The following is a 23,961-nucleotide window of genomic DNA, read 5'->3' on the forward strand; positions in this document are numbered from 1 at the left end:
TCTAAGAAAGGAAACCCCCTTTAAGCTTCATCATTTGATGGACGGAATATCGCCTCACCAACCGAAATCAGGTGTTCTTCTTTCAAAAGTGCTGAGAAGTGGTTCTTTATGATGGCATGTGAAAAAGCCGGCGCTAAAATAAGCATAGCCCAGGCTAAAATAATCATATGCAAAATAAGAACTCATGGTGACCTCTTGCATCATTTTTTTAATCATCATGACGTCGTCCCCTCACTTTTGAATAATCTGTAATAATTGATATTGAGTATACTGTATCTCACCCTATGGGTCAACCCCCCTATAGGAGGTCTTATGATTCTAAGGCAGATCCACTGTTTCACCGACGAAAATAGACGGGAAATCGTTTTTTGAATTTTATAAAAATTTCACAAGGACTCTCGATCCTTTGGCTTTGCTATGGCCTGAACCTGTGAAGATGCACTGTGAAGAGCGACCCCTTGCCAAGTTGACTCCTTGCCTCGATTCGTCCATCCACTTGTTCGAGCAGTTCTCGAGAAAGTACCAGACCCAGTCCGAGCCCTTTCTCTCCGCGCACCCCACGTTCGCTGTTGTCCGGGGCGATAGCAAACAAGCCCTGGAGTCTTTCCTCTGTCATACCCACACCACTGTCGCTCACCGTGATCTCTACTCCCTCTTCGCGATCACGGGCCGATATCTGGATACGTCCTCCCGCTGGGGTGAACTTGATTGCATTCGACACTAGGTTGCGGAGGACCGTTTCCAGCACGCGTTCATCGGCTTCGGCGTACGGCTCACCCTCACAGGAGACCCTTAACTGGAGATGCTCACGCTTCACTATGGAACCGAAGTGTGATGCCATGCGGTCTATCATGTCGCTCACGGCTACCGGCACTCTCCTGATTGCACCATCCTCATGGGTGAATTTGTACCAGAGCGTCAGGTCCGTCAGGAGATCAAGGGTCTGTCCGCCCAACTGTCGGATACTCGCGATCAAGCCCATCTCCAGTATCTCGCTATAGGTCGTTTCCCCGAGTTCAAGCAAGGACACCAGGTCCATCATGCCGGCGATCGGAGAGCGTAGATCATGGCTAAGCAGGGAGAACAACCGGTCCTTCATCGCAATCGTCTCTTCCAGCCTCGCGTTTAACACCCGTTGCTGGTCGAGAAGCCGCGAGATCTCGGCGTTCTTCTGCATCACCTCGCGCTTGGCATTGATCACCTCGTTGTTGAGGCTGCTCATCTCGTCCAAGTGGCGGTGCATGTCCTTTTCAAGCGTGGCACGGTCTCCTTCCAGTCGCTTTCTCTCATCAAAACCTATGATCGTCACCTGGCCTCCCTCCTGTTTGCCGATGCATTGGAAAACCTTCTTTCTTTGCCCATCGGTAGTCATCACAAGGGTTCCGAGCACGTGCCTCTGGTTTTGTTTGAGCGCCAGTCTGAAGTCAAAGAATGAGGTCAAGCCCTCAGGGTCGATTATCGCGGCCAAGGATTTTCCCTCGGTTTTATGCCATTCACAACAAGGATCTTCTTGAACTGCCAGGACAACAAGCTCTTCATCACACAGGAGGACAAAGGCCTGATGCGCTATCCTTCCCATCCAACTCCCTCCTTTGCTGTCGTTGTTTCGAACAAGCGAAGAACCGCTTCAAATTCACCGGCCGATCCATCCGCACCCACCTTACGGTATAGCTCGGAATCGATGATGAAGGGATACCCTCCGACCAAAATCGGTATGTACGGGAGCTCTTCATGCAATCTCCGGATCATTGCTTTTAGCTTGGGCAGATGATAGGCCATGGTGCAGGATAGGGCTATGGCATCCACGGCTTTCTCACGCGCCAAATCCGCTAGTCCCCGGCCTGGCGTATTGGCGCCCAAGTAATAGGTGTGCCAGCCACTCGCCTCCATATAATCACAGACCATCCGCATGCCCATCTCATGCAGTTCACCACCCACGCAGGCACCGATCATACTCTTGTCCTTTTTCGGCGTGGCAAGCAACTCATCGTAGAGCAAGGACATGATGAACTGGGTGGCCGCTGTAGCGAGGTGTTCTTGTCCCACTGTAATTTCTCTGCGGTGCCACAGTTCCCCCAAGTTGATTTGAAAGGGATGAAAGACATAGCGGTAGAGCGCCTTGATCGGTACACCCTCGGCAAGAGCCCTGCGGATCACGCCGGTGGCCTTCGGGCGATCGGCGGCGAGCAGGGCCTCCCCATAAGCGGTCAAGATATCCTGATGCGGTGTATTCAGTCGTAGGGCCGCGTCCCCGGTCTCCCTCTTTGCGAGATGCACCAAACCTTCATCAATCCACTTCAGGAGCCCGTCGGCCAGCACCGCCTCGCAAGTGCCCTCGCTTTTCATTTGACCGAGATACGTGGCAATCGCGCGGTATGAACCCGTTAGCGTGTGCGCGGGAAGTCCCCTATAGTGGAACAGATCCTCGGCCCACTCCAGGTATTTGTGAAAAATTGACTTGCTCCCTTCCTCGTAAGAAGTGAGGAGGTAGTCCAGGTTGCTCGTTGTATTCTCGAGAGCACGTGCGTACTCCTGATCCTCTAGGGACTCAAAGGCCGGATATTGTTTGTGCTGGAGTGCAACGAGGGCCCGCGCGAGTAGCGCCTTGTCCCGTCGCAGTGATGCCACGTCATGATAATCGGTCATGATACAACCGCCCCTTTCTCTTTACATATCCCATCTAGTGTACCAGACCTTTTACAAAAGAAAAAGATGCCCCGGAAGGCATCTTAGAATTTTAGAAAATTTTGTCCGTAGTATACACCGTAATCGCCACCGAAACAAACACCGGTGCCCAGGGCTTCGTAGTCACCCACCAGGTTCGTCTGGTGTCCCGGTGAGTTGACCCATCCGATAAAGGCCGCGAAGGCATCAACCTGGCCAGCTGCGATATTCTCACCAGCGCCGCGGTAGGTGATTCCCTCTGCCTTGAGACGGTCGAATGGATCCGTCCCCTCCGGTGAGACGTGAGCGAAGTAGCTCCGCGCCGCCATATCCGCCGCATGAGCTTCGACAACGGCTGAGGCCGCAGCGTGTGCCCGCAGGGTATTCAGCCCACGATGGCGCCTATAGGTGTTCGTTAGATCAAGAATTTGTTTTGAATAGTCCTCGGCGAGTGTCGCGGATCGTTCACCGTAATAGCCATTGAGCTGTCGCTCCCAGGCGCCATCGATGATTTTCATCCCGATGATCTTATCCTGCTCTTCATACAGACTCACGTAGTCGCCATCCACTGTGTAGAGGGACAATCCAGGACCCCAATCATAGCGATAATGAACATTTCCGCGGGTGATCGTGCTTACCTTCTCCGCCGCCAGTCGGTCTTCCGTGAGGGCGCCCTCGGCTGTTGTCATCTCACCATACAGCGTCATCAGGGCGACGACTTCACCATCATCCATACCGATGGCATAAAAGGCTGCCCCGGTGTAGATCCACCAATCGAAACCGTAGGGACTCACGTCCACGCGGTCGGGATCACCCAGGCTGGTCACCACCTGGTCCTCCATATCACCGAGCTGCAGGCCTCCAACGCGTAGGGACTCCGCAGGCATTTTTTCCGGAAGAACCGTTTCATCGGCGAGAAATTTCGCCAGTACCGTGGCGGATTCGGCGCGTGTTAGGGCGCCTAGGGGGCGATAGCATCCGTCGGGGTAGCCCGAGAGATAACCCAGGGCCATGGCCCCAGCAACCGCTTCACGATAGAGTGGTGTCACCTCGTCAAAATCCAGCGGCGCCTGCACCTCTTTGTCGACAGAGGACTCTACGGACTGAAGTTGGTGTAGGTTCACCAGCACACCGGCCATTTCTTGCCGCGTCATGGGTTCATCGAGCGCTTCACGCGATAGACTGACCAGAGCAGTGCCCTCGAACAACCCCTTCTTCTCGGCCAAATCCACAATTGGACCGGCCCAATAGCTCCCACTTGCAGCGACGGGGAGACTTTCGCCCATGACCTTGAGGGACATGGCCGTAAACTCGGCCCGCGTGGTAGTCGTATCCGGTCTAAAGGTACCATCGGGATAACCCGATAGCACCCCTCCTCTCACGAGTGTATCGATCGCAGACTCGCCCCAATGTCCCTCGATATCCGTCAGTCCAAAGGTCCCGATAACGGGCGTGGTGACGAGCACCAGCACCAATAAGAAGGTGGTGACCTTACGGTTCCAATCTATTCTCTTCACTTGATTACCTCTCTTTGCATTCTTCTCGTTGACATAATACCATCAGAACCATTGTATGTCATCCTTACAAAAGAGTGAATCCCCGTGGACCATCTGTCATATTTTTTTAATCAAAAGAAGGGTTTGCAACAAAATCCCGGTACATCTTCTCGATGGATCTTCTCATCTCCTCGTGAAAGGTCGATGCGATCTTGCGATCGTAGAAAGCCAGTGCGCGATTGGTATAGCCAGCGGGCGGTGAACTGTTCTCAAATCGATCGTAGCATGCCAGAATCTCCTCGTCGTTCAGATCCCTGTACCGCTCTTCAAAGACCACGAACCTGCGATCAAACCGCTCCCGAGGCGCTGGCTGCTCGTCGTGATGGCCCATCACGAGTAGGGTGAGCGGAAAGGTGTGCTCGGGTAGGTCGAAGAGATCCCTGTGGACCTCGACCTGCTCCATGATATCCCCTATGTAGCAACTACCTATACCCATTGATTCGGCAGCGATCACCGCATTTTGCGCAGCGATCAACCCATCTTGTATGGCCAAGGTGAAATCAGCAGCGTCTGGACCTGTGTATCGTTGCCCTCTTTCACGTTCGAAAGCTTCGGCGCCCTTTAATCGGAAATAGCGATCCCAACGCCGGAAGTCGCCCACAAACAAAAGACCCACGTCGGCAGACGCAATAAAGGGTTGATCGTCACAGGTTTCGGACAGTTTGGCCAGCATCTCGCGTTCGCGGATGACAATGACAGAGTAGAGCATCATATTACCGGCCGTAGGGGCCCTGAGGGCCGCTTCGATCACTCGATCGAGTTCATCCGGTGTGATGGGCTCCGCGTTAAACCGCCTGATGCTGGTGCGTTGGGCGATGAGTTGCAGGGTATCCATAGTATTTCTCCTTTCGATTACCATATTTGAAGCGACAACGACTGACAACAGATCTACTAAGAAGAGAAGCGGTACCTCAGCAGACGCTTCTGACTGGTCTGCACGCATGAATGAGGTAACCACCTTGCTGGGGACTTAGTGATGTCTAGGCCTATTGCCCGGCTAAATCAAATGCTACTTCGGTATTGACGATCACAAGGACCTTGGAAACCGCCGTACAACTTTCTACGAAGACCTTGAAATCTTCTTCACGACGTGGCTCGGCGAAGGGCTCGCGTTACAATTTCAAATTAGTGATGACCGGGGCCGATCTTACCTGGGACCGTTCAGGAACCAACAAAACAGATGATTCCAAATAAAGACGACCGTCTCCCGACGGTCGTCTTCTCCCATGGGAATCTCTTGCCGCGGGGTCATCCTTCGATCAGGTCCAGACTCACCATGATCTCTCTGAATTTTTCTAGGTCGATCGGCTTCCATGCGTAGGCGTGGCAACCGTACTCATAAGACTCCATCACCGTCTTCTTATCATTGATCGCCGAGGTCATGATGACTTTCACGCGATCCTCGTCTGGTAAATCCCGCTTCGTCTCAATTGCCCGGATCTCCTTGAGGACCTTCAGACCATCTAGTTTCGGCATCATGATATCCAGACAGATCAAATCAAAGGGCGATTCATCTTCAAGTGCCTGTTTATACAAGGTGACGGTTTCTGCACCGTCTACCGCAATGTCACAATCACCGTAAATCGACAAAAATTTCTTCATAAAGAAACGACTTGTCATGTCGTCTTCAGCAATCAAAATGCGCATGTTCTACCTCCTACTGGAGCGCCGGGTATGCTGTAGCCAGAGCTAACACTTGCTCCTCTTGCGAAACCCAGACGCCGTGATCCACACGATTCTGCCTGCTTGGCGCTCGTGTGCTCGCAACATGTTGGATATTTACCCATCGAAGGCTAGCTTAAGCGAGCGGTCGTTCTTTTTCAGTGTTTGAACGACAACTTTTTTCTAGAAAAGCCCTGTAATCTGGTGGTGGTCGGGTTCGAGATCCATAGGACCGACTTTCAGCTGTGTTTCCACATCATCAAAATGCCACCACTCATCTTCGAAAATGCGAAAGCCCACCGACGTCATTACCTCTTGCATCATAGCGAGATTTTCCAGTTGGCGCTCCGTGTAGATTTCCGGGTGCTCCGGGAAGGCATCGGAACGATCGCTGAGATCGAGATAGTAGGACGGCATTTTCAACTCTTCACCCGTATCGAGGTGTTCGAGAGTCACATCGAGAGCAGTGCCTTTTTGATGGTCACTCTCCCCCACCCTGGCCACGTACACATTGTCAAACTCAATATCCGATAGTTTGTTGACAATCGCATAATGCTCCCGCAACCTACGCTGCATCTCATAAGAGCGGTAGGCCTCGATGATTTTCAGACGCACATGATGCTCCCGCATAAAGCGTTCATTGGCCCTTCTGATTTTCTTGATCGTTGCCACCCTTGCGAGCGCACGTCTGTAGAGCTTGAGCCTGCGGTAACTGACAGCACCACCGTCAAGGGCCCATCTTCTCTCTGTATTGTTCTTTAGATCTACGGCGATATTCGGTACCGCTCGTTTGATCGGCACCAGGGCATCGTCCGGAAGGCCGGAGAGATCCAGATAGTATTTTCTCATGATTTCACCTCTGTTATCGCTCTTTTGTATGTCTCGGGGGTCATTGTATCATGTCCACCCGAACGAAGGAAGGGTCAATCGCGAGCTTCTCTCGGCTCGTGTGGTTCCCTGACCTCACCCAGCGCAACTTCTCTGCCCACACACCGGTTGCGACCGGAACGCTTCGCTTCGTACATGAGCCTGTCGGCCAGATCCACCAGCATTTCCGGTTCATCGCCCATCTGGGGCACCGTGGTTACCACGCCCATACTCACGGTCACACGTCCAAAATTTTCATTGTAAGCGTGTTCCAGATTCAGGTCGTCAAACTGTGACTGGATACGCTCTGCCACCTCCATGGCCCCCTCGTAGGTCGTGTTCGGCAGTACCACGATGAACTCTTCACCACCGTACCTGCCTACGAAATCCTCAGGTCGGTAAAGCGTTTCCCTCGCGTTTTTCGCAAGCTGTCGAAGCACTTCATCACCGGCTATGTGGCCGTAATGGTCATTATAGTTCTTGAAGTGATCGATATCGAACAAGATCACGGAGAGATCCAGTTGGTAGCGCATGCAGTTTCCGAAGTGTCCTGCCAAGAGCTGCTCTACTCCCCGGCGGTTGTAAATTTTCGTGAGCGGGTCCTCTAGGGAAATCGACTCCAGCGCTTCTTTTTCTTCTCTCATTTCAGAGAGTTCTCTGACCTTTCGCTCGAGGTCGATCCGCTGTCTTTCGATGGTACGCCGCTGACGGTAGAGGTCACAGAAGACACGGACCTTGCTCTTCAGGACGATCGGATCCACCGGTTTGAAGAGATAGTCCACCGCCCCTACTTCGTACCCTCGAAAGACAGACTTCTTTTCCTTGGAAATCGCCGTCACGAAAACAATCGGAATCCGGCGGGTTTTCTTGATGCCCCTGAGTAGTTCTGCCGTTTCAAAGCCGTCCATGCCGGGCATCTGCACATCCATCAGGATCAGTGCGAAATCATGGTCCACACAAAGGGCCAGCGCCTCGTCACCGGAAAACGCCTTGACGATCACCACGGGTTCCTCGGACAGGATGCTCTCGATCACGAGATGGTTCTCTTTTCGATCATCGACCACTAAAATCTCTACAGTCTCTCTCATCCTTCTTCTCCTTTGTCTTCCGGTGGATGTGTGTTCAACCATTCGGTGATGGCTTCGATCGACAGGATCATCTGGGGATCCGCACGACCGATAGCAGCACGTGGCATGATTTCTACTAGGGCTTCCTCTGGATCCTGCACGATGCACATACCACCGAGATCGTGCAGGTGCTTTAAACCAGAGGCTCCGTCGCTATTGGCGCCCGTCAAAATGATTCCGACTGTTCTTTCGAAAAACGCTTCGGCTGCCGTCTCGAAGGTCACGTTTACCGAGGGTCTAGCGTAGCATACCCGCTCATCGCTCGAAAGCGATAAGCTGTGGTCACGCTCGACCAGCAGGTGGTAATTCGGTGGGGCCACGTACACGGTGTTCTCCTCGATTTTTACCTTATCAACCGCTTCTAAGACTATGAGCTCCGCCGCTCTCCCGAGAATCTCGGGCAGTTGATTTTCCTGATGTGGACTCACATGTAAGATGAGTACCACCGCTCGGCCTTGAGCTGGTCGCAAACCTTCGATCAACCGGGTCGCTGCCTGGACACCCCCCGCCGATGCACCGATACAAACCAGTTGGCTTATGACCATCAGGCATCCCCTTTTCTACGGTATAGGCTCTGGGATTCATCGAGCACCTCAAAATGTGAGGCTTCCCTGGAGATCCGTATCGACTCCTTCAGACCGAGTCCGAGCACACCTCCGGTGGCCAAACTCTCCCGAAAAAGGCCGAATACTTGATCCTGGAGTTCCCTGTTGAAATAGATCAAGACGTTGCGACAGAAGATTGCCGACATCTCACCAAAAGTGCCATCGGTCACCAGATTGTGGGTGTCGAAGACAATGTGCTCCTTCAACCCCTCATCAAACATCACGTGATCGTACCGTAGCGTATAATAATCGCTCAGGGAGCCCGTACCACCGGCCTCATGATAATTCGTCGTGTACTGCTTGATCTTCTCAAGCGGGTAGACGCCCTCCCGCGCCTTGGTCACGAGATGCTCATTGTAATCCGTGGCATAGAGTGTCGTGTCAGCCAATAAGCCCTCTTCGGCCAGCAGGATGGCGAGGCCATAGACCTCTTCTCCAGTTGCGCATCCTGCCACCCAAATCTTTCGCCCTTTTGCCCGGTGGGGCAACCGACCCAACTGTCGTCGCAGCGCTCGGAAAAAGGTGGGATCTCGGAACATCTCCGTCACGGGTACCACCAAGTGGTCGAGCAACCGTCGGAAAACCTGCTCGTCGTTCAGGATGGCGTGTTGGTAGGCGCCAAAATCCGCATATGGCTCTAGGTTGAGGGCATGCCTAAGCCTTCTCGTCATGTGAGCACGTGCGTAATTTCTCAGATCGTGTCCATAACGACGCCAGAGCCCTTCCAAAAGCAGATCGATTTCAATCTGTTCCACCCCCAAACGCTCCTTCTCATCGCTCATGATAACCACACCTTCATCGTCGCCACGAGCTGTTCAACAGCAACGGGCTTGGTCAGATAGTCGTCGGCACCAGCCTCAAGGGCACGCTTTCGATCCTCTTGCATCGTCTTGGCACTTAGCGCCAAGATCGGCATATGTCCTTTCCCTTCCTTTTTTCTGATTTCCACGAGCGTTTGTAGGCCATCTTTTTTCGGCATCATCATATCGATCAACAGAAGGTCTACCGGATGGTGATCAAGCAAGTCTAGCGCCTCGTACCCATCACTCGCCGTATGAACGGTCATCCCCATGCCCTCGAGTAGATGCATCATCGCGAACAGGTTCCGCTCATCATCGTCTACGACCAGGACACTCCGGCCTTCCAGGTGTTCCCGGGAGACAGTCCCTTCAACCTTTCTACCCAGGCTCTTCAAAAACAGAACCACCTCGTTCATCATACGCTTATGCCTGTCGGCTTTCGTCATCTTCCCAGCCTTATCGATCGCTTCCTCGAAGATCCGCTCCTCTTCCACCCCAGAAGCATAGAGTACAATCGGTAGCGAAGCATGACCCGCATCATCCAGGCGCTTGACAAGGGTGAGCGCCGATGGCTCGTCGAGCGAGCGATCGATAATCAGCACTTCGGCTCCACGATTTTTCAGGATTTCGAACATTTCCTCACCAGTTTCCACACGGGTGAGCACGCAGTCCCCGAGTTTTTCGAAATCGGCAAAAGTCTCACCCTCACAGTCACCCACGACCAGCAGCCGGGTCTGCTCATCGGGTCTTACCGTCTCGACGGCGGCTAGGGTGCGGTAGACATCCTTGATCTGTAACGGCGGCCGCAGAATCTCCGTGATTCGATCGGACCGCCTCGGGGATTGCCCAGCGAGCAGGTGAAGGGGCACACCGGTCTGGTCGAGCACTCGCTCGATCTTGTGCTGAAAGGCATCCGGGGTCGCATCGGAAACATTGGGATCGAGAAGGATCGCTCGCGGCAATACCTTTTCTAGGTACGCCATGGACTCCTGGGCTCCTGAGAAGGATTGTGCTGTCATATTCTGTTGCACGATCGCCTCGAGAATCGCTGACTGCAGGTCCTCATCGTGCGTCACGACCAACAGCTCATCTACCGGCTTCAGTTCCCCAGGCCTCTGCTCTTCCACTTTCTCGAGATGGAGGGGTCTAGAAGGTGCATTTTCCAAGGTCTCGCTCTGCGCTACAAAGGGTAGGATCAAGGTGAAGAGACTCCCCTTTTCGGAGGATTTTTTCAACATCAGGTGACCGCCCAACCGTTCCGCCAGCTGGCGGCTGATCGCCAGTCCCAGACCCGTACCCCCGTATTCACGGCTTGTCGTTCCGTCGGTCTGGCGGAAGGCATCGAAAACCAGCTGTCGTTTATCCTCGGGTATCCCGATGCCCGTATCCTCCACATCCACGGCAAAGTATCGCTTGGGGTTCAAGGCCAATTCCTCCCCTTCATGCCCGGCCACTGGACGGATTCCCAGGGTAACGGTCCCGTGCTTCGTGAATTTGATAGCATTGGACAGGAGGTTTTTGACGATTTGACTGATACGGTATTGATCCAGGGCTACGGTCTCCGGGAGACCCTCCGCTAAAAAGGCATTGAACCGCAGGTGATGAACCTCGGCCATAGGCCCAAAGAGCCGTTCGTGATCCAGTAAGAACTGGGATAATTGAAAGGGTTCATGAACAAACTCCACTTTTCCCGCTTCAATCTTTGATAGGTCGAGCACATCGTCGATCATGCGCAATAAGTCGCGACCCGAACGGTGGATCGTCTCTGCAAACTCCCCTTCCTTTGCCGTCAGGGCATCTTGACTCCCCTTGTTCATCAAGAGTTCGGAAAGAACGAGGATACTGTTCAACGGTGTTCGCAACTCGTGGCTCATGTTTGCGAAAAATTCCGTACGATGGCGATTGGCTTCCTCAAGCGCCACTTTCTTATCGAGCACTTCCTGATAGACGTCCAGCAGCTCCCGATTCTTTTGGTCGAGGACCCATTGCTGTTCCTCGAGTCTCTTGCTCCTGGCTCCCAGCTCCTCATTGGACACGCGCAACTCTTCTTGCTGTGCAAGAAGTTCGTTTTCCGATGCCATTAGACTCTGTGCCTGCTGTTCAAGCTCTTCATTGTTCTGACGGAGCTCTTCCTGCTGTTGCTGTAGTCGCTCCGCCTGACGGGTCGTACGATCCAAGAGCCACTTCATCTCCTCCGATAAAAAGACCGTGTGCAACACATCACCGATCTCTTCTACCGCTTTCTCTAGGGTGTCCCTCTCCTCCTCTGACCAGGCTTTCAAGCGTCCGATCTCGATGAGACCATTCGGGCTGTCCTCGTACAGAGTTGGTTGAAGCGTTAGATATGGCGCCAACCCAGCGCCTGTGCCGGTTGAAAAAGCCGTCGTCATCACCTCGGTCGTCTCCAGGTATCTCCCTTGACCCTGGTCGATCGTGATGCCCAGAAGGCCCTCTCCTGGGCGAATGATCTCCTCGGGACACTCGGGTACCCCGTATCGCGACACAAGGCGGTAATCCCCCTCGTGGGTCACGAGATAGAAGGCTCCACTCACACCTTCGAAGTGATCCACCACCTGTTCGAGAAGCACACGGATCAAGGCGTCGAGGTCCATCTCGCGGCGCATGGTATCGTTCAACTCGTGCTGAAGGGTGACCACTTTTGCGCGGTGCTCGGCTTCACTGAAGAGCGCTTGAATCCTGTCCATAAAACGATTGAAGGCTCTCGACATGTCGCCAATCTCATCTTGCAGACGCGTGGACAACCGAAAGGTCGCATGAGCGTTACCCGAGGCAATCGCATCGAACTCCCGCGTCAAGGTGCCGATAGGGTCCAGGATCTGACGGGAGAGCCCGCGCGCCACCAAGAGGGCTGTGCCGATGGCGAGGGCTGCCATCAGACCCATCATGAGCCCTTTGGTACGCATTTGTCCGGAAGCCGCTGAGAGGAGGTCAGCGGACTCGATGCCAATCGATGCATTGATTGCACCGATGAGCGCAGAAACCTGTTCTCCGGTCGTGCCCATGCGAGCGACCAGATTGTTGTAGATCCGCGCCTGGTTGTGATAAAGATGCATGCCCTGATCATAATCAGCCATCAGGAGCCGCACCTGGGTGTAACGGTCGGTACCCCCTACGCGATCCGCCAAGGGACCCACCCCTGCGATCTGCACCATGAAGGCATCGAAGTGCTCGCGAAAGAGGGCGTAGGATGTAGCTCCCTGCGTCTCCACGTAGGAAGTGGCATAACGCCTTGCCAACAACAGCTCGATCTCGGCCGTGTGAACCCGTCGGAACATCTCGAGGTGTTCAGCGGCTAATGCTACTTCTGAAAGGGCCCCGAGCTCCGTCACGAGGAGGTCCCCTTTTTCTGTCAGCTCTCCCGATACCGCCAACAGTTCCCTTCCCAGTACAGTCAACTCACCGAATCGACGGTTGTAGAGGGAGAGCAAGCTGTGGATATCTTCCATATGTCGAAGTCTGGACGGATTGTCAGTCAAACTCTCGAAGCTGTCGACGAGACGATCAATTGTGAACTGTGCATCCCCCTCTGTGGTGGGTAGCTCCCCTATGGCCTGGTATGTGCGAAAGGCCAGCCGGTTCTCGAGGAAAGTCGTTTCCAGCCTTGCTGCAATCTCCGACTCTTGACTGAGTCTGTCGAGTCGCGTCATCTGTGCTTCGTTGCGACGGAAACCCAAGAGACCGATGCCCAGCGCCGCGCTCATCAGCAGGATGACGATCATAAATCCAATTGTAATCTTCGTCCTCAGCGTGGTCTTTCTTAAAAGCATGCTGCCCTACCCCCCTATATCCACAATTCCTGTTTCGATGGTTTTCTCCTATTGTAACAATTATCGGTGAAACTAGCGACTTTTTTCCAGAATCGATGGGCATGTAAACAGGACCAGTCTTCGCCACACTTCCATAGAGAAGGTGGTCGACGGGTCCTGTAACACGCGAAGGTACTTCAGCTTATCTAATACCGAGCTACATTCTCTGCAAGGAGACGATAGAGCTTGGGGATGATCTTGGTCACCTCGGGAAGGTAGACTCGTTCTCCCATTTGTTGCACCTGTTTCCCGGCGAGATCGACAGTAGACAGGGGGGTTATCAATTTGGCCAGGGCTTTCACCAGAATGTCGTACAGGTCGCGCGGTAGAACCCGACTGGATAAAGACGCCCGCTTTCCATACGAATCCGAACAGTTGAAAATAGAAGGAATCAGCCATGCCCGATAGGTAATCGCTGTGAGGAGCGACGCCAGCTCCCTGTCGGAAGTATCCGATTGTTCGGGTACCTCAAAGCAGCCCCTACACTACAAGCTTAAGAAGCATGACCTGAATCTCAAACTATAAAACTAGCGTAACATGCAGGTAATCGGGTAGGAGGGAGAATAGCATAATTCTCCCGACCTCCCACACCACCGCAATTACCGTACGGTATACGGCGGTTCCATAGATTTATACTCTTACAGTTTTGTAGTAATCGGAAAAGAATAGATATCCTGCTTCTCTCAGCAGGTTCTCTGTGATGCAGCAACTTAAGATTTGGCTACCGGCTACATGCCGGTAGCCTTTTCTCGTGTTCGCATATTTTATCGCGTTGTAGTGATTGTAGCCCAGTTGCCTTAACCGGCGTTACCTCGTTGTTTCTGCTCTCATGATTTGACTTTGCCTTGCTCTGTGGCATTGTCCAGGAGCAGACATTTTTGCTCTCTTGTGCTGCCGCAATCGGCATAGTAATCTATTATCAGTAATGATTAACTGGTAATGAGGTGAAAAAAGAAAACACCACTTCACAAGGACCCTCTGGCAAGATTGTCCCTCGTAAAGTGGTGTTCCAAAACCATGATAATGATATCACTCTATGAGGTTGAGCACAATCCTGAAATTGATACTTTTCGTTAGGAGTAAAGAGCTTTTACCATGCCCCATTTGCGGAGGCTACATGAAGGTCGGAGATACAAGAAATCGAAAGTGCATCATGGACAATGGAGAGCGCCGAACGTACAGAATCAGAAGGCTTCGCTGCATGGAGTGCGGTCTGATCCATCAAGAGCTACCTGACTTCATGATGCCTTTCAAACACTATGAATCGAAAGTGATCGAGAAGGAAATCGATGGTGGTCAGGATCATTGTCCAGCGCCACCTACCACGCGTCAGCGCTGGTTACTTTTCTCTCGGTCTTTCAGTAAAGTGGCAGAGGCCATTTTGCAACGTTCATGGTACTCCGATTATCTTAAGACCCCCCCGGGTAAGAACTCAATTTTTCGCTCCACCTATCTGCCACATCTACGTTGTTGATTCTGATTAGTTATGGGACTTCAGTTTGGAAACCTTATCCATCAACCTGCGCCAAATGTGCTTTCTGATCGTCAGACCAGAGATTTTTCGCCGGCTTCCTTCAGATTACCCGTCACCAGGGACACCCTTGTCTTAAGCTATGCACTTCCCACTACTAGGGTGTGCTCGGGACTTTCACCCGTTAAATTACGCCCACGCCGGGCGCACCAAAAATTGTAGACAGAGCTTGCTTGAGCAAGCTCTGTCTACTTATTGACCGAGAATAGAGAGCAAGGTGTCTATCATTCGGTAGTCTTTAGTTCAACTAACTTCTTAATCCCTTCATCATCAAAATCTGCGATCGTGCGACCCTTCATATTATCTTCTCGTCCTACACCTAAAATGGTACTACCGATCATCACAACGAGCATAGCAATCGCATAGAAGACGAAGGGGGTCACTTCCATTGCAGTCAAGGGATGTGCACTTCCTTGTGTGAACCCAATGGTATAGATGATCGCAGGTGTCCACGGTAAGGAATAAACCAGCGTACACGATGTGGCGTCCAGGAGGTTGGCTGTTCTGTAAGGACTAATACCATGTTTTCTAGAAAGCGGTTTCGCAAAGGAAGCGCCTATGGCAAGGATGGCCGGTGCATTGAGCCCCATCAGTGCGGATAGCGTGATAGTCATCCCCATGATGGAGAATTCAGCACCCCTGGCAGTACTAGCAACGCGGCCCAGTGACTTTAACAGTTTCACATCCCCTTCTCCATCTCTCATGATTGCAATGGAGCCGAAGAGTAAGATCGCGAGTAGCACAACTTGCATCATGCTACTGATTCCAGTGTAAACAAGACCATCCACAGTTCTGTCTAGACCAGAACCGGATACACGGAACAGAGCTTGTTGCGTTACACCCGCAGCCGGATCAACTTGCAAGAAATCAAATAGATTAAATACAACGCCCGTGAGCCCTGCGAGTACAGAACCCATAGTCGTGGCGATGATGATGTCGCCAGACTTTATGGCGATCCAGATGGTGAGCGCAACAGGAATTAGCATTACCAGCGTAATCGGATCGTAGGCGATCTCGCCAACAGCAGCTGTGCTCCCTGCATGGGTCATACCATAGGCGACAATACCCACGACAGTCATTGTAGCTGCGATCAATGCATACTTCAGGCGTGATTTCACAACACCTGGGACATCGACTCCCTGAGATGTCGCAGAGCAGATCGTCGTATCCGACACCGGAGCTAGGTTATCTCCAAATGCGCCGCCTGATACAATTGCACCTGCTAACAATGCCGGGTGCGCACCTAGAGCAACACCCGCAGGATAAAGAACGCCCATGCCTGCTGCGATTGTTCCGAAACCAGTTCCTGAAGCTGTTGCAAATACTGCTGATGTGACGAACGAAACGACCACGAATAATGTGCCTCCGATCCCCAGCGACGCAGCTGATCCGGCGAGGCCCATGGCCAGACCAGATTCTCTCAGAATCCTTGAGAATACACCTGCGAAAATCCAGCATACAACCGGTATGATCGCTTCTCTACTGGCCATGCCATCAATAATTGTCGTACTAAACTGTTTTTTGTCTTTCGCAAAGAAAAACGAAACCACAAGTGCCATAAACGCGGGTATCCAAAGTGCGCCATTGGAAATTGAGCCCCATACAAATGTTGTTTGTACGATAAGTACGAGGAATACGATGAATGGGATAAAAGACATCCATTCTCCGCCATAAAACTCTAACTTCTCTTTTTTGATCATAAAGACCCTCCTATCAAAATAATATATGAATTCCGACATCACATTATATGGCAATCTTCGTGCCAATTATTTTTAGATAATTTTGATCGGAATTGGTCGTGATTCCGTCCGAAATCTTTAAAAAACAAAAATCTGCTACGCACTTTTCTTCCAGGTAGGAAGAGAAATGCATAGCAGAAGACTACTATCTTTTTGAATCGGCTTTCAAGTCATACTCGACTAATTTGTTAAACAACTGTCTGCGACTCAAGCCGATTTGCTTAGCCGTTTGCGTGATGTTGTTGTCATTCATGCGAAGTGCCTTACTGATGTATTTTATTTCAAACTGCCTCTTTGCCTCTCGATATTCGGGGATCGCCCGTTCAACGGCACTATCCGTCGGATGCGCTTCCACCTCAAACCGAACTAGATCAGGCGTCATTTCATCTAGGCGTAAAACGCCATCTCTAGAGAACACAACGAGACGCTCGATGATATTCTTTAGTTCCCTTATGTTGCCCGGGTAATGATAGTTCATTAGCGCATGCTCTGTACCTGGTTCAATTCCACATACCTTTTTTTTCATTTCTTGGCTGTAACGTTTGATAAAAAATTGGATCATATCCTTCAGATCCTCTTTTCGTTCTCTAAGCGGGGGAATTTCGATTTGCACGGTATTGATTCGATAGAAGAAATCTTCTCTGAACCGTCCATTCTTAATCTCCTCAAATAGTACCTTGTTTGTTGCTGAGATCAGTCGAAAATTGATGTGGATTTGCTTATTGGACCCGATTCGCTCAACATATCTATTATCTAGGACCCTCAGTAATTTCACCTGGATATCCAGACGCAGATCCCCGATCTCGTCGAGAAAAAGGGTCCCACCGTGCGCTTCCTCTAGCCGTCCAATCCGCATAGCTGTGGCTCCTGTAAATGCCCCTTTTTCATGCCCAAACAATTCAGACTCGAGAACCGTTTCCGATATAGCTTGGCAGTTAACAGGCAAAAGAATCTCATTTGATCTTGCGCTTTTTTCATGGATCCACTTAGCAAAGATCTCTTTTCCAACACCTGATTCTCCAGTGAGCAGAACGTTGCAATCGGACTGACCGAGTGATTCCACTAGATCGAGAATACGCTGCATTCTAGGATTCTTGGATCGCGTTATAAAGAGTGAATCGCTGGATTTAACATCTGCAATACTCTTCTCTGTTTCAAAATGCACCAGGCGCTTAGCCTTTTCAATTTCTGCGATGAGCGCCTGTGGATCATGGCTCTTGATGAAGTAACCAAGGGCGCCGTTCTTCATCGCCTCTACGGCTCCGCTTACACTTCCGTAACCTGTTACAATAATCACTTCGACCCGACTTCCATAGAGTTCTTTTGTCCTCTTCAACAGGACCATGCCATCATCACCCGGCATCAGAATATCTGATAAAACGATAGGATAATACTCCTGTTCCAGTGCCATCAGAGCCTCGTCCGTACAGGAGGCTTCCGTTACGAGGAAACCTTTGTCTTCTAGCAGCATTCTGTATGTCTCCCGGTATTCCATCTCATCATCAACGATTAGGATTTTTGTGTATTCCATGGTTTCCTCCTGATGTCTACCCTCTTCAAACACGGTCTTTACTTTCTAGAACCATTCTACCTATCTGGGGATGGAAATCTCGAACATCGTCCGAGCGTCATCACTTTTTCTTAGAGTCAATTTCCCTCCCAGTTTTTTAGCTTCGTTGTAAGCAATATACAAGCCCAGGCCAGTACCTGATCCCACGGCCTTCGTCGTATAGAAGGGATTGAAAATATTTTCCGCTTCCTCTTCTTGAATCCCGCAACCTGAGTCGATGACTTGAATCTGTATCGTTTCTTGACCATCATACACGTGAATGGCTATGTTCCCCTCTTCTTCGATCGCATCAATCGCATTGGAAATTAGGTTGATCAGTATGTGCCTCAAGGACTCAGCATTTGATGTCACCTCGACCTCCTCGGGACATACCAAGTTGAAACTAATTTTTCGCTTTGACATGGGCTTATTCTCCAGTGCCACGATTTTTACGATGAGCTCTTTAAGATGAATCTTCCGCATCTCATTGTTGGTAAGTCTTGAGAATTCAAGGAGATTATCTATGGTTCGACTTGCTCGATCTACGGCACTGTTAATGAGTTCGAAGGATCGGATCGACCGATCGTCCTCTACTCGAGATTCTAGAATAAAACTCTGGTTTCTGATGATCCCCAGAGGATTTCTTATTTCATGGGCCATGCCTGCAGCCAACTGACCGATTGCAGCCATCTTGTTCGCTTGAAGCATCTGCCTTTCAGAGGTCTTTTCTGTCGTCATGTTCTGAATGATCAAGAGTAAATTCTTCATTTCTACATCCGCATTTCGAAGGGGGTAGATACGAACGAGATAATAGTGATTCGATTTCACCAGCTCTCGCGTGATGGATTCCCCGGTGTGTTGGGCGTACTTAATCATTTCATCAACCGACGTATAATCAAATGCCTCGAGTATAGTTCGAACTGGACACTGTAGGGTCTCCTCCTTACCACTTTCGAGAAAATTCAAAAACGACTGGTTGATGTTGACCACCTTGAAATCGAGGTCGATCAATGCAATATACTCTGCCATCCCGTCAAAAGTAATCTGCAAATCGTTCCTACTGTTGATCAGCTCAAACGTCCGCTTCTCCACTTCTTTTTTTAGGGATTTGTTCCATAGTGTCATAGAGATCAGAATCATTCCGATCAGACTGATGGAGACCACTAAGAGCCTGAGTAACAATACGTAATCGGGGGTTTGTACAATCGGGGTTGATATGCCGAACCATTTCTGCTGAATACGCTCAAGTTGTTCTGTTTTCGCAAGTGCGGCAATACCCTTGTTGATGACGGGCACCAGTTCTCTCTTGGCTTTTGGGATCCCGAGGACGACTTCATTATCATACAAAGCACCTCTGGCGATATGTAGCAAATGGTTGCTCTTCTTCTCGTTGATCTGGTAAAGAATAACAGGTTCATCACCGGCGACAGCATCCACCTCTCCATCCAGAAGCAAGTCGAGGGCGCTGCTCACATCGGATACGGTAACGATTTGAATTTGTGGATAATGGGTGAGCAGAAACTCATTGACGTAGTCGCCTTCCTGTGTGGCAAAGCGTAGGACACCCAGTTCTTCTAACCGAAGATGAGGATCTTTCGACACCACGACGCCTCGCAAATTATATATGGACTGCGTGAAAACAAAATTCTTTTTCCGTTCCTCACTAATGAACATATCACATAAATCCGTAGTTCCAGAAGACAACTCGCTCAGCGCTTCATCCCAGGGCAACGGATGCATTTCTATCGGTGTTTCTAACTGTAAAGACAATAAGTTCATATAATCGACTGCTACACCTTTGTACTGACCATCGGCTGGATCAACAAATCGAAGAGGTGGTGCGTTGTTATCTGCAGCATAAATCAGGGGCCAATGGTCTACAAGGAGCTGACGTTCCTCTTCCGATAGCATCGCCCCATCCCACCTACCAAAGGTCACACCCTTTTCAATGAATACTACACTCGAAACGAGGAGTACTACTGCTGATAAAATTAGAACCTGCCACCATCGATTCATTTTCATGATTACTCCTTCAATAGCTGTGCATTAATCCACTACGTTGATCTAAGATAAATCTAACGCAAAAACACTTCCAATATTTCAGACTCCCCGTCATCTGATCATCACGATTTTATTATACGGCAACTTACTCCATTGGCATACCGAATTTACAATAAGAAACCGTCATTTTCGATTGAAAAGTGGTTCTTTATGCAATAAGCGAGAACACCCGTGACTTTAGTCGTGGGATGAACCTGTGGACTTTGACCTAGAGTCACTGATAAACTAAAAATGAACATATATTCTCATAAATTCTTTACAAGAAGGTGGTTTTTTGTTAAAGCATAAGGCGTACAAGTTCAGAATCTATCCTGACAACGCTCAAAAAGAACAGATCGCAAAGACAATCGGCTGTAGTCGATACATCTTCAATCACTTCCTGAGCGAATGGGAAACCGCCTACAAAACCACCGGCAAAGGATTAACTCGCAGCATTTGTTCGAGTCAGCTTCCTTCGCTTAAGAAAGAGCTCTCCTGGCTAAAGGAACCTGATGCCATTGCTCTTCAAGCGTCAATTATAAACCTCCAAGATGCCTATACACGGTTTTTCAAAGGAGAATCAAAACATCCACGGTTCAAGAGCAAGAAAAATCCCGTCCAGTCTTACAAAACAAAATTCACCAATAACAACATCGAAGTCAAAGGCAACCGCCTCAAGCTTCCGAAACTGGGTTGGGTGAAGTTCGCCAAAAGCCGGGAGGTTGAAGGGCGGATCATGAATGCTACCGTCCGCAGAAATGCTGCGAACAAGCATTTTGTTTCAATTCTTTGCGAAGTCGACATTGAGCCATTAAAAAAGATGGGTTCTTCTGTTGGCATTGACCTTGGACTGAAGGATTTTGCCATTCTTTCCGACGGAACGGTCTATGACAACCCTAAATTCTTTCGCTCACTCGAGAAAAAATTAGCTAAAGAACAGCGCATTCTTTCTCGCAGAAAAGAGCGAGCGAAAAAAGAGAGACGGAAACTGTCCGAAGCGAAGAATTATCAAAAGCAGAAGCGAAAAGTATCTCTCCTTCACGAGAGAATTAGAAACAAACGTGAGGACTACCTTCATAAGCTTTCAACCGAGATCGTCAAAAACCACGATGTGATCGGCCTAGAAGATCTTCACGTAAAAGGTATGGTGAAGAACAAAAAACTTTCGAAGGCAATCTCCGAAGCAAGTTGGGGACTTTTCCGCGAAATGCTCGAGTACAAAACAGACTGGTATAGAAAGACCGTAGTAAAAGTTGCCCGTAATTTCCCTTCAAGCCAGCTCTGTTCATCATGCGGATACAGAAACAAAGCCGTCAAAGATCTCTCCGTGAGAACATGGACATGCCCTGAATGTGGCACCGCTCATGACCGAGATGTTAACGCAAGCATGAATCTTCAAACCGAAGCCTTACGGCTTCTAACCGTGGGGACCACGGGGCTAGCCTAATAAACAACTGCCCGTTAGGGCGGTCTTCCTAGGAATCTTGGCACTTCAATGCCGAGTAGTTCAATACAAGTCATTTCGCTCTCTCGATAACGAGATCAATCGATGAAAGTACTGTTCGTCACATCAATAGAGCTATCAAGTCGGGTATTGGGCCCTCACATCAGCCCTTATAAGACACAAGTTTTCTGTCGATCAACCTCATGAGCACTTCAGTCTTTGGACTGAGGTGATTTCCATGGATTCCAGGTGCCGATCTAATATGTAAAGGTCCATGATAATTCCCAATTCCACGCACCTTTTTGATGAGCTCATCGTAGCTGAAGTGATAGGTCTTCTGAGTATAGGCGAGCGGGTATTCTTCGAGGGTCAGCGCTCCGACCGGGACAAAAAAGCAGCACCTCACTCGCAAGATCCTTGCGCGTGATCGCGCAGGAGATATTGTCGAAGGGATTTGGTGTGACCTTTGGCACAGCGTTACTGAAGGCCGTGAGCACTATGTCCAGAAGGATCTTCTACCCACTCGTCGAGACGCTCGTGCTCTATGATAATCTCAACTATGATAAGGATCAACTGAACTGAACCATGGAACCGATACCACAACCCTTTAAATTCTCAAGGTTCTGAGGGGAAGTGATTTGATCTGATCGTGAATGATACCGTATCAGCCTCTTCTTCCCTAGATCTCATTAATACTCTCCAGAGCCTGCCCGATCACCACATCATCGATGTCATGGATGGTCGCATCTACACACCGCCAGTAAGAGCTGACTTGCGAGTTCCGACAGGGTATGGTTCATCAGGCCCTCTGATGTGGATCATCGGTGTAGGATCCCCTTGAGCATAGTCGTCTACGCAACTAGCGAATCGTCCAGGAGAATCTTCAAAGAGCCACGACGGGAGCGTGGACCTGGCAATCCAGGTGGCACCCTTGTCAACAAAGGATGCGAAGACCTCTGAGTTGCGGAAGTATCCGATTGTTCGGGTACCTCAAAGCAGCCCCTACACTACAAGCTTAAGAAGCATGACCTGCACTTAATATCTAGAGCCCCCGATCGCGAACGATCGAGGGCTCTCATCTAGCCGTGGACATGTCTATCCCATAATTTCTTTCACACGACCTACCGTGCCGTCCTCCAACCGCACCTTGATGCCGTGGGGGTGGCTCGGTGATTTCGTGAGCAGTTTCTCTACAGTACCTTCCGTGAGCTTACCCGTACGCTGGTCCTGTTTCTGGACGACGCGCACGCGCGTGCCTACCTTGATTTGACTTCTCTTTTGATGGTCCATTGTATCATTCGCTTCCTTTCTTTTTTCTGTTTCTAATGTATAGCCAACGACCCAAGAGGAGAAAGATAATCGCCACCAGGATCATCGGTCCGAAGATCACGATCATGAACATCGTTCCATAGCTGGGTCTGTACAGCATCACCGAAAGGCCCAGGGGGATCAGCAAGAGCCAAGCGGTCTTTCTTCTCTTGTAAAGGCTCAGTAGCAAAACCAAGAGCAGAAGAGATGCACCCCCAGCGATCAGGTTGTTTATCCCCCTGCGGTTGGTGCCGAAGGGTAGGCCCGATTTTTTTGCATAGGACAGGACCCAGGTCTCCGCAGGCAGGTTCTCGTACGTGCCCCGTTGGAGCGTTTCCGATACGCTGTCGAGGGGAATCGAGCTATCAAGGGCGAACGCCGATGGGTGCTCGACCTCCAGCACAGTCTGCGTCTGTCCTTCGAAGAAGGCTGCTGGTGAGAGGAAGTACACCTGTGCCTGGATCCTGTTGATCACCTCATCGCGATTGAAGTAGGCGGCCCTTGCTTTGAAACGGATCTCCAGGGTGTGATGTTCTCCACCTGCGAGCCAAATCGTGAAGGGCACGACGCTAGCCTCGTCTCCCATCACTTCGACAGGGTCGTCGAAAGTACGTCCGTCGATTGGATCACGAAAGAGAATCTGCTCATCGTGGTTCCAGTTGGCGATCTGGCCCTTTCCGGAAAAAGGCTCGCCCGCCGTGATTTTTTACCATCGAGGGCGACGGTGAACGCTTCTGGTACTCCGGCGTGCATGAAATACAAAAGCAGCTCACGGTCCATCTGCTCTAGGTTCTCCAGTTCATAAATCACATGTACAGCGGCCACATCCGACCGGGCCTCCTGAAGGGTGTATCGAATGTGGGCACGATGCAGGGCTACACCGTTCTTCCCATCGAAAACCACCACCCCGGACTCTCCGTCCCAGACGGGAGGAGCAGCGTTTGAGAAAACGGGACTCGACAGCAGACCTATGAGTAGGATCCATAGGATCCCGATCCTTCTCATCTTCATCACCTCTCTTGTACCTATAGTATAACAGATACACAGGGTATCCGTTTGAGCGCACTTAAACAGACAATATGAAAAGCCAAAATAGACGCCTTGTAGAACCAACGGCCCTGAAAGCGCCTTCGTGATGAGACGCTTGTCGTCCGCACTCACTTGACTTTCTCGTGAGTGCGACAAATATGTACTTTGCACACAAGCGATGCATCCATTGCAAAAAGGAGCACACTTTTTTAA

General features: G+C 50.5%; 20 protein-coding genes. 3 read left to right on the forward strand and 17 right to left on the reverse strand.

What is annotated here, in order from left to right:
- Positions 1-54: 54 nt before the first annotated feature.
- The 11 genes from ACULM0_RS02560 to ACULM0_RS02610 all read right to left on the reverse strand — a co-directional run bounded on the left by ACULM0_RS02560 (position 55) and on the right by ACULM0_RS02610 (position 13,069).
- Positions 55-219, reverse strand: a complete 165-nt coding sequence (locus ACULM0_RS02560; RefSeq protein WP_463678896.1) for a hypothetical protein — start codon at positions 217-219, stop codon at positions 55-57.
- Between the two features lie 196 nt (positions 220-415).
- Positions 416-1,579, reverse strand: a complete 1,164-nt coding sequence (locus tag ACULM0_RS02565; RefSeq protein ID WP_463678897.1) for a sensor histidine kinase — start codon at positions 1,577-1,579, stop codon at positions 416-418.
- Positions 1,567-2,646: a cobalamin B12-binding domain-containing protein gene (locus tag ACULM0_RS02570; RefSeq protein WP_463678898.1), complete on the reverse strand. Its 1,080-nt coding sequence runs from the start codon at positions 2,644-2,646 to the stop codon at positions 1,567-1,569. Before ACULM0_RS02570 ends, ACULM0_RS02565 begins: the two co-directional genes overlap by 13 nt.
- An 83-nt stretch (positions 2,647-2,729) precedes the next feature.
- Entirely contained in the window at positions 2,730-4,181 is a 1,452-nt protein-coding gene (locus tag ACULM0_RS02575) for an S-layer homology domain-containing protein (protein WP_463678899.1), read from the reverse strand.
- Positions 4,182-4,287: 106 nt separating this feature from the next.
- Positions 4,288-5,055, reverse strand: coding sequence for a nitroreductase family protein (locus ACULM0_RS02580; RefSeq protein ID WP_463678900.1), 768 nt, complete (start codon positions 5,053-5,055; stop codon positions 4,288-4,290).
- 413 nt (positions 5,056-5,468) lie between these two features.
- Positions 5,469-5,867: a response regulator gene (locus ACULM0_RS02585; protein ID WP_463678901.1), complete on the reverse strand. Its 399-nt coding sequence runs from the start codon at positions 5,865-5,867 to the stop codon at positions 5,469-5,471.
- 198 nt (positions 5,868-6,065) lie between these two features.
- Positions 6,066-6,731 (reverse strand): M15 family metallopeptidase, encoded by a 666-nt coding sequence (locus ACULM0_RS02590; RefSeq protein ID WP_463678902.1) that lies wholly within the window; start codon positions 6,729-6,731, stop codon positions 6,066-6,068.
- Between the two features lie 74 nt (positions 6,732-6,805).
- Entirely contained in the window at positions 6,806-7,837 is a 1,032-nt protein-coding gene (locus tag ACULM0_RS02595) for a GGDEF domain-containing response regulator (RefSeq protein ID WP_463678903.1), read from the reverse strand.
- Positions 7,834-8,421 carry a chemotaxis protein CheB gene (locus tag ACULM0_RS02600; protein WP_463678904.1) on the reverse strand — a complete coding sequence of 196 codons (588 nt, stop codon included), beginning with the start codon at positions 8,419-8,421 and terminating at the stop codon, positions 7,834-7,836. Before ACULM0_RS02600 ends, ACULM0_RS02595 begins: the two co-directional genes overlap by 4 nt.
- The gene (locus ACULM0_RS02605; RefSeq protein WP_463678905.1) at positions 8,421-9,263 is read right to left on the reverse strand and encodes a CheR family methyltransferase; all 843 of its coding nucleotides are present in this window, start codon (positions 9,261-9,263) and stop codon (positions 8,421-8,423) included. Before ACULM0_RS02605 ends, ACULM0_RS02600 begins: the two co-directional genes overlap by 1 nt.
- Complete coding sequence (locus tag ACULM0_RS02610) at positions 9,260-13,069, reverse strand: hybrid sensor histidine kinase/response regulator (RefSeq protein WP_463678906.1); 3,810 nt, start codon at positions 13,067-13,069, stop codon at positions 9,260-9,262. The genes ACULM0_RS02605 and ACULM0_RS02610 overlap by 4 nt, the downstream gene beginning before the upstream one ends.
- Before the next feature lie 1,075 nt (positions 13,070-14,144).
- Between ACULM0_RS02610 and ACULM0_RS02615 the strand changes: the two genes are divergently transcribed.
- Complete coding sequence (locus ACULM0_RS02615; protein ID WP_463678907.1) at positions 14,145-14,582, forward strand: DUF6431 domain-containing protein; 438 nt, start codon at positions 14,145-14,147, stop codon at positions 14,580-14,582.
- A gap of 281 nt (positions 14,583-14,863) precedes the next feature.
- Here ACULM0_RS02615 and ACULM0_RS02620 read toward each other — a convergent pair whose 3' ends face one another.
- The 3 genes from ACULM0_RS02620 to ACULM0_RS02630 form a co-directional block, all read right to left on the reverse strand.
- Positions 14,864-16,339: a Na+/H+ antiporter NhaC family protein gene (locus tag ACULM0_RS02620; protein WP_463678908.1), complete on the reverse strand. Its 1,476-nt coding sequence runs from the start codon at positions 16,337-16,339 to the stop codon at positions 14,864-14,866.
- Positions 16,340-16,523: 184 nt separating this feature from the next.
- Positions 16,524-17,909 (reverse strand): sigma-54-dependent transcriptional regulator, encoded by a 1,386-nt coding sequence (locus ACULM0_RS02625; RefSeq protein ID WP_463678909.1) that lies wholly within the window; start codon positions 17,907-17,909, stop codon positions 16,524-16,526.
- A 60-nt stretch (positions 17,910-17,969) separates the two neighbouring features.
- Positions 17,970-19,949, reverse strand: a complete 1,980-nt coding sequence (locus ACULM0_RS02630; protein ID WP_463678910.1) for a transporter substrate-binding domain-containing protein — start codon at positions 19,947-19,949, stop codon at positions 17,970-17,972.
- Positions 19,950-20,262: 313 nt separating this feature from the next.
- On the opposite strand from ACULM0_RS02630, the gene tnpB reads away from it, so the two are divergent.
- Both tnpB and ACULM0_RS02640 read left to right on the forward strand, forming a co-directional pair.
- Positions 20,263-21,414 (forward strand): IS200/IS605 family element RNA-guided endonuclease TnpB, encoded by a 1,152-nt coding sequence (gene tnpB / locus ACULM0_RS02635; RefSeq protein WP_463678911.1) that lies wholly within the window; start codon positions 20,263-20,265, stop codon positions 21,412-21,414.
- Positions 21,415-21,852: 438 nt separating this feature from the next.
- Positions 21,853-21,993, forward strand: coding sequence for a hypothetical protein (locus tag ACULM0_RS02640; protein ID WP_463678912.1), 141 nt, complete (start codon positions 21,853-21,855; stop codon positions 21,991-21,993).
- A gap of 513 nt (positions 21,994-22,506) precedes the next feature.
- Here ACULM0_RS02640 and ACULM0_RS02645 read toward each other — a convergent pair.
- The 3 genes from ACULM0_RS02645 to ACULM0_RS02655 are packed head-to-tail and all read right to left on the reverse strand — an operon-like array spanning position 22,507 to position 23,724.
- A complete protein-coding gene (locus ACULM0_RS02645) occupies positions 22,507-22,701 on the reverse strand; it encodes a YwbE family protein (protein WP_463678913.1) in 195 nt (64 codons plus the stop codon).
- A 4-nt stretch (positions 22,702-22,705) separates the two neighbouring features.
- The gene (locus ACULM0_RS02650) at positions 22,706-23,284 is read right to left on the reverse strand and encodes a hypothetical protein (protein WP_463678914.1); all 579 of its coding nucleotides are present in this window, start codon (positions 23,282-23,284) and stop codon (positions 22,706-22,708) included.
- A gap of 20 nt (positions 23,285-23,304) precedes the next feature.
- On the reverse strand, positions 23,305-23,724 hold the full coding sequence (locus tag ACULM0_RS02655; RefSeq protein ID WP_463678915.1) for a hypothetical protein: 420 nt from the start codon (positions 23,722-23,724) through the stop codon (positions 23,305-23,307).
- Positions 23,725-23,961: the final 237 nt, after the last annotated feature.

This window comes from Halotolerantifilum yawarlongkerapense (assembly GCF_054506745.1).

Coding starts and splice junctions, on each gene's coding strand:
- ACULM0_RS02560 (WP_463678896.1), bottom strand. CDS start 219: ATGATGATTAAAAAAATGATGCAAGAGGTCACCATGAGTTCTTATTTT.
- ACULM0_RS02565 (WP_463678897.1), bottom strand. CDS start 1,579: ATGGGAAGGATAGCGCATCAGGCCTTTGTCCTCCTGTGTGATGAAGAG.
- ACULM0_RS02570 (WP_463678898.1), bottom strand. CDS start 2,646: ATGACCGATTATCATGACGTGGCATCACTGCGACGGGACAAGGCGCTA.
- ACULM0_RS02580 (WP_463678900.1), bottom strand. CDS start 5,055: ATGGATACCCTGCAACTCATCGCCCAACGCACCAGCATCAGGCGGTTT.
- ACULM0_RS02585 (WP_463678901.1), bottom strand. CDS start 5,867: ATGCGCATTTTGATTGCTGAAGACGACATGACAAGTCGTTTCTTTATG.
- ACULM0_RS02590 (WP_463678902.1), bottom strand. CDS start 6,731: ATGAGAAAATACTATCTGGATCTCTCCGGCCTTCCGGACGATGCCCTG.
- ACULM0_RS02595 (WP_463678903.1), bottom strand. CDS start 7,837: ATGAGAGAGACTGTAGAGATTTTAGTGGTCGATGATCGAAAAGAGAAC.
- ACULM0_RS02600 (WP_463678904.1), bottom strand. CDS start 8,421: ATGGTCATAAGCCAACTGGTTTGTATCGGTGCATCGGCGGGGGGTGTC.
- ACULM0_RS02605 (WP_463678905.1), bottom strand. CDS start 9,263: ATGAGCGATGAGAAGGAGCGTTTGGGGGTGGAACAGATTGAAATCGAT.
- ACULM0_RS02610 (WP_463678906.1), bottom strand. CDS start 13,069: ATGCTTTTAAGAAAGACCACGCTGAGGACGAAGATTACAATTGGATTT.
- ACULM0_RS02615 (WP_463678907.1), top strand. CDS start 14,145: ATGAGGTTGAGCACAATCCTGAAATTGATACTTTTCGTTAGGAGTAAA.
- ACULM0_RS02620 (WP_463678908.1), bottom strand. CDS start 16,339: ATGATCAAAAAAGAGAAGTTAGAGTTTTATGGCGGAGAATGGATGTCT.
- ACULM0_RS02625 (WP_463678909.1), bottom strand. CDS start 17,909: ATGGAATACACAAAAATCCTAATCGTTGATGATGAGATGGAATACCGG.
- ACULM0_RS02630 (WP_463678910.1), bottom strand. CDS start 19,949: ATGAAAATGAATCGATGGTGGCAGGTTCTAATTTTATCAGCAGTAGTA.
- ACULM0_RS02645 (WP_463678913.1), bottom strand. CDS start 22,701: ATGGACCATCAAAAGAGAAGTCAAATCAAGGTAGGCACGCGCGTGCGC.
- ACULM0_RS02655 (WP_463678915.1), bottom strand. CDS start 23,724: ATGAGAAGGATCGGGATCCTATGGATCCTACTCATAGGTCTGCTGTCG.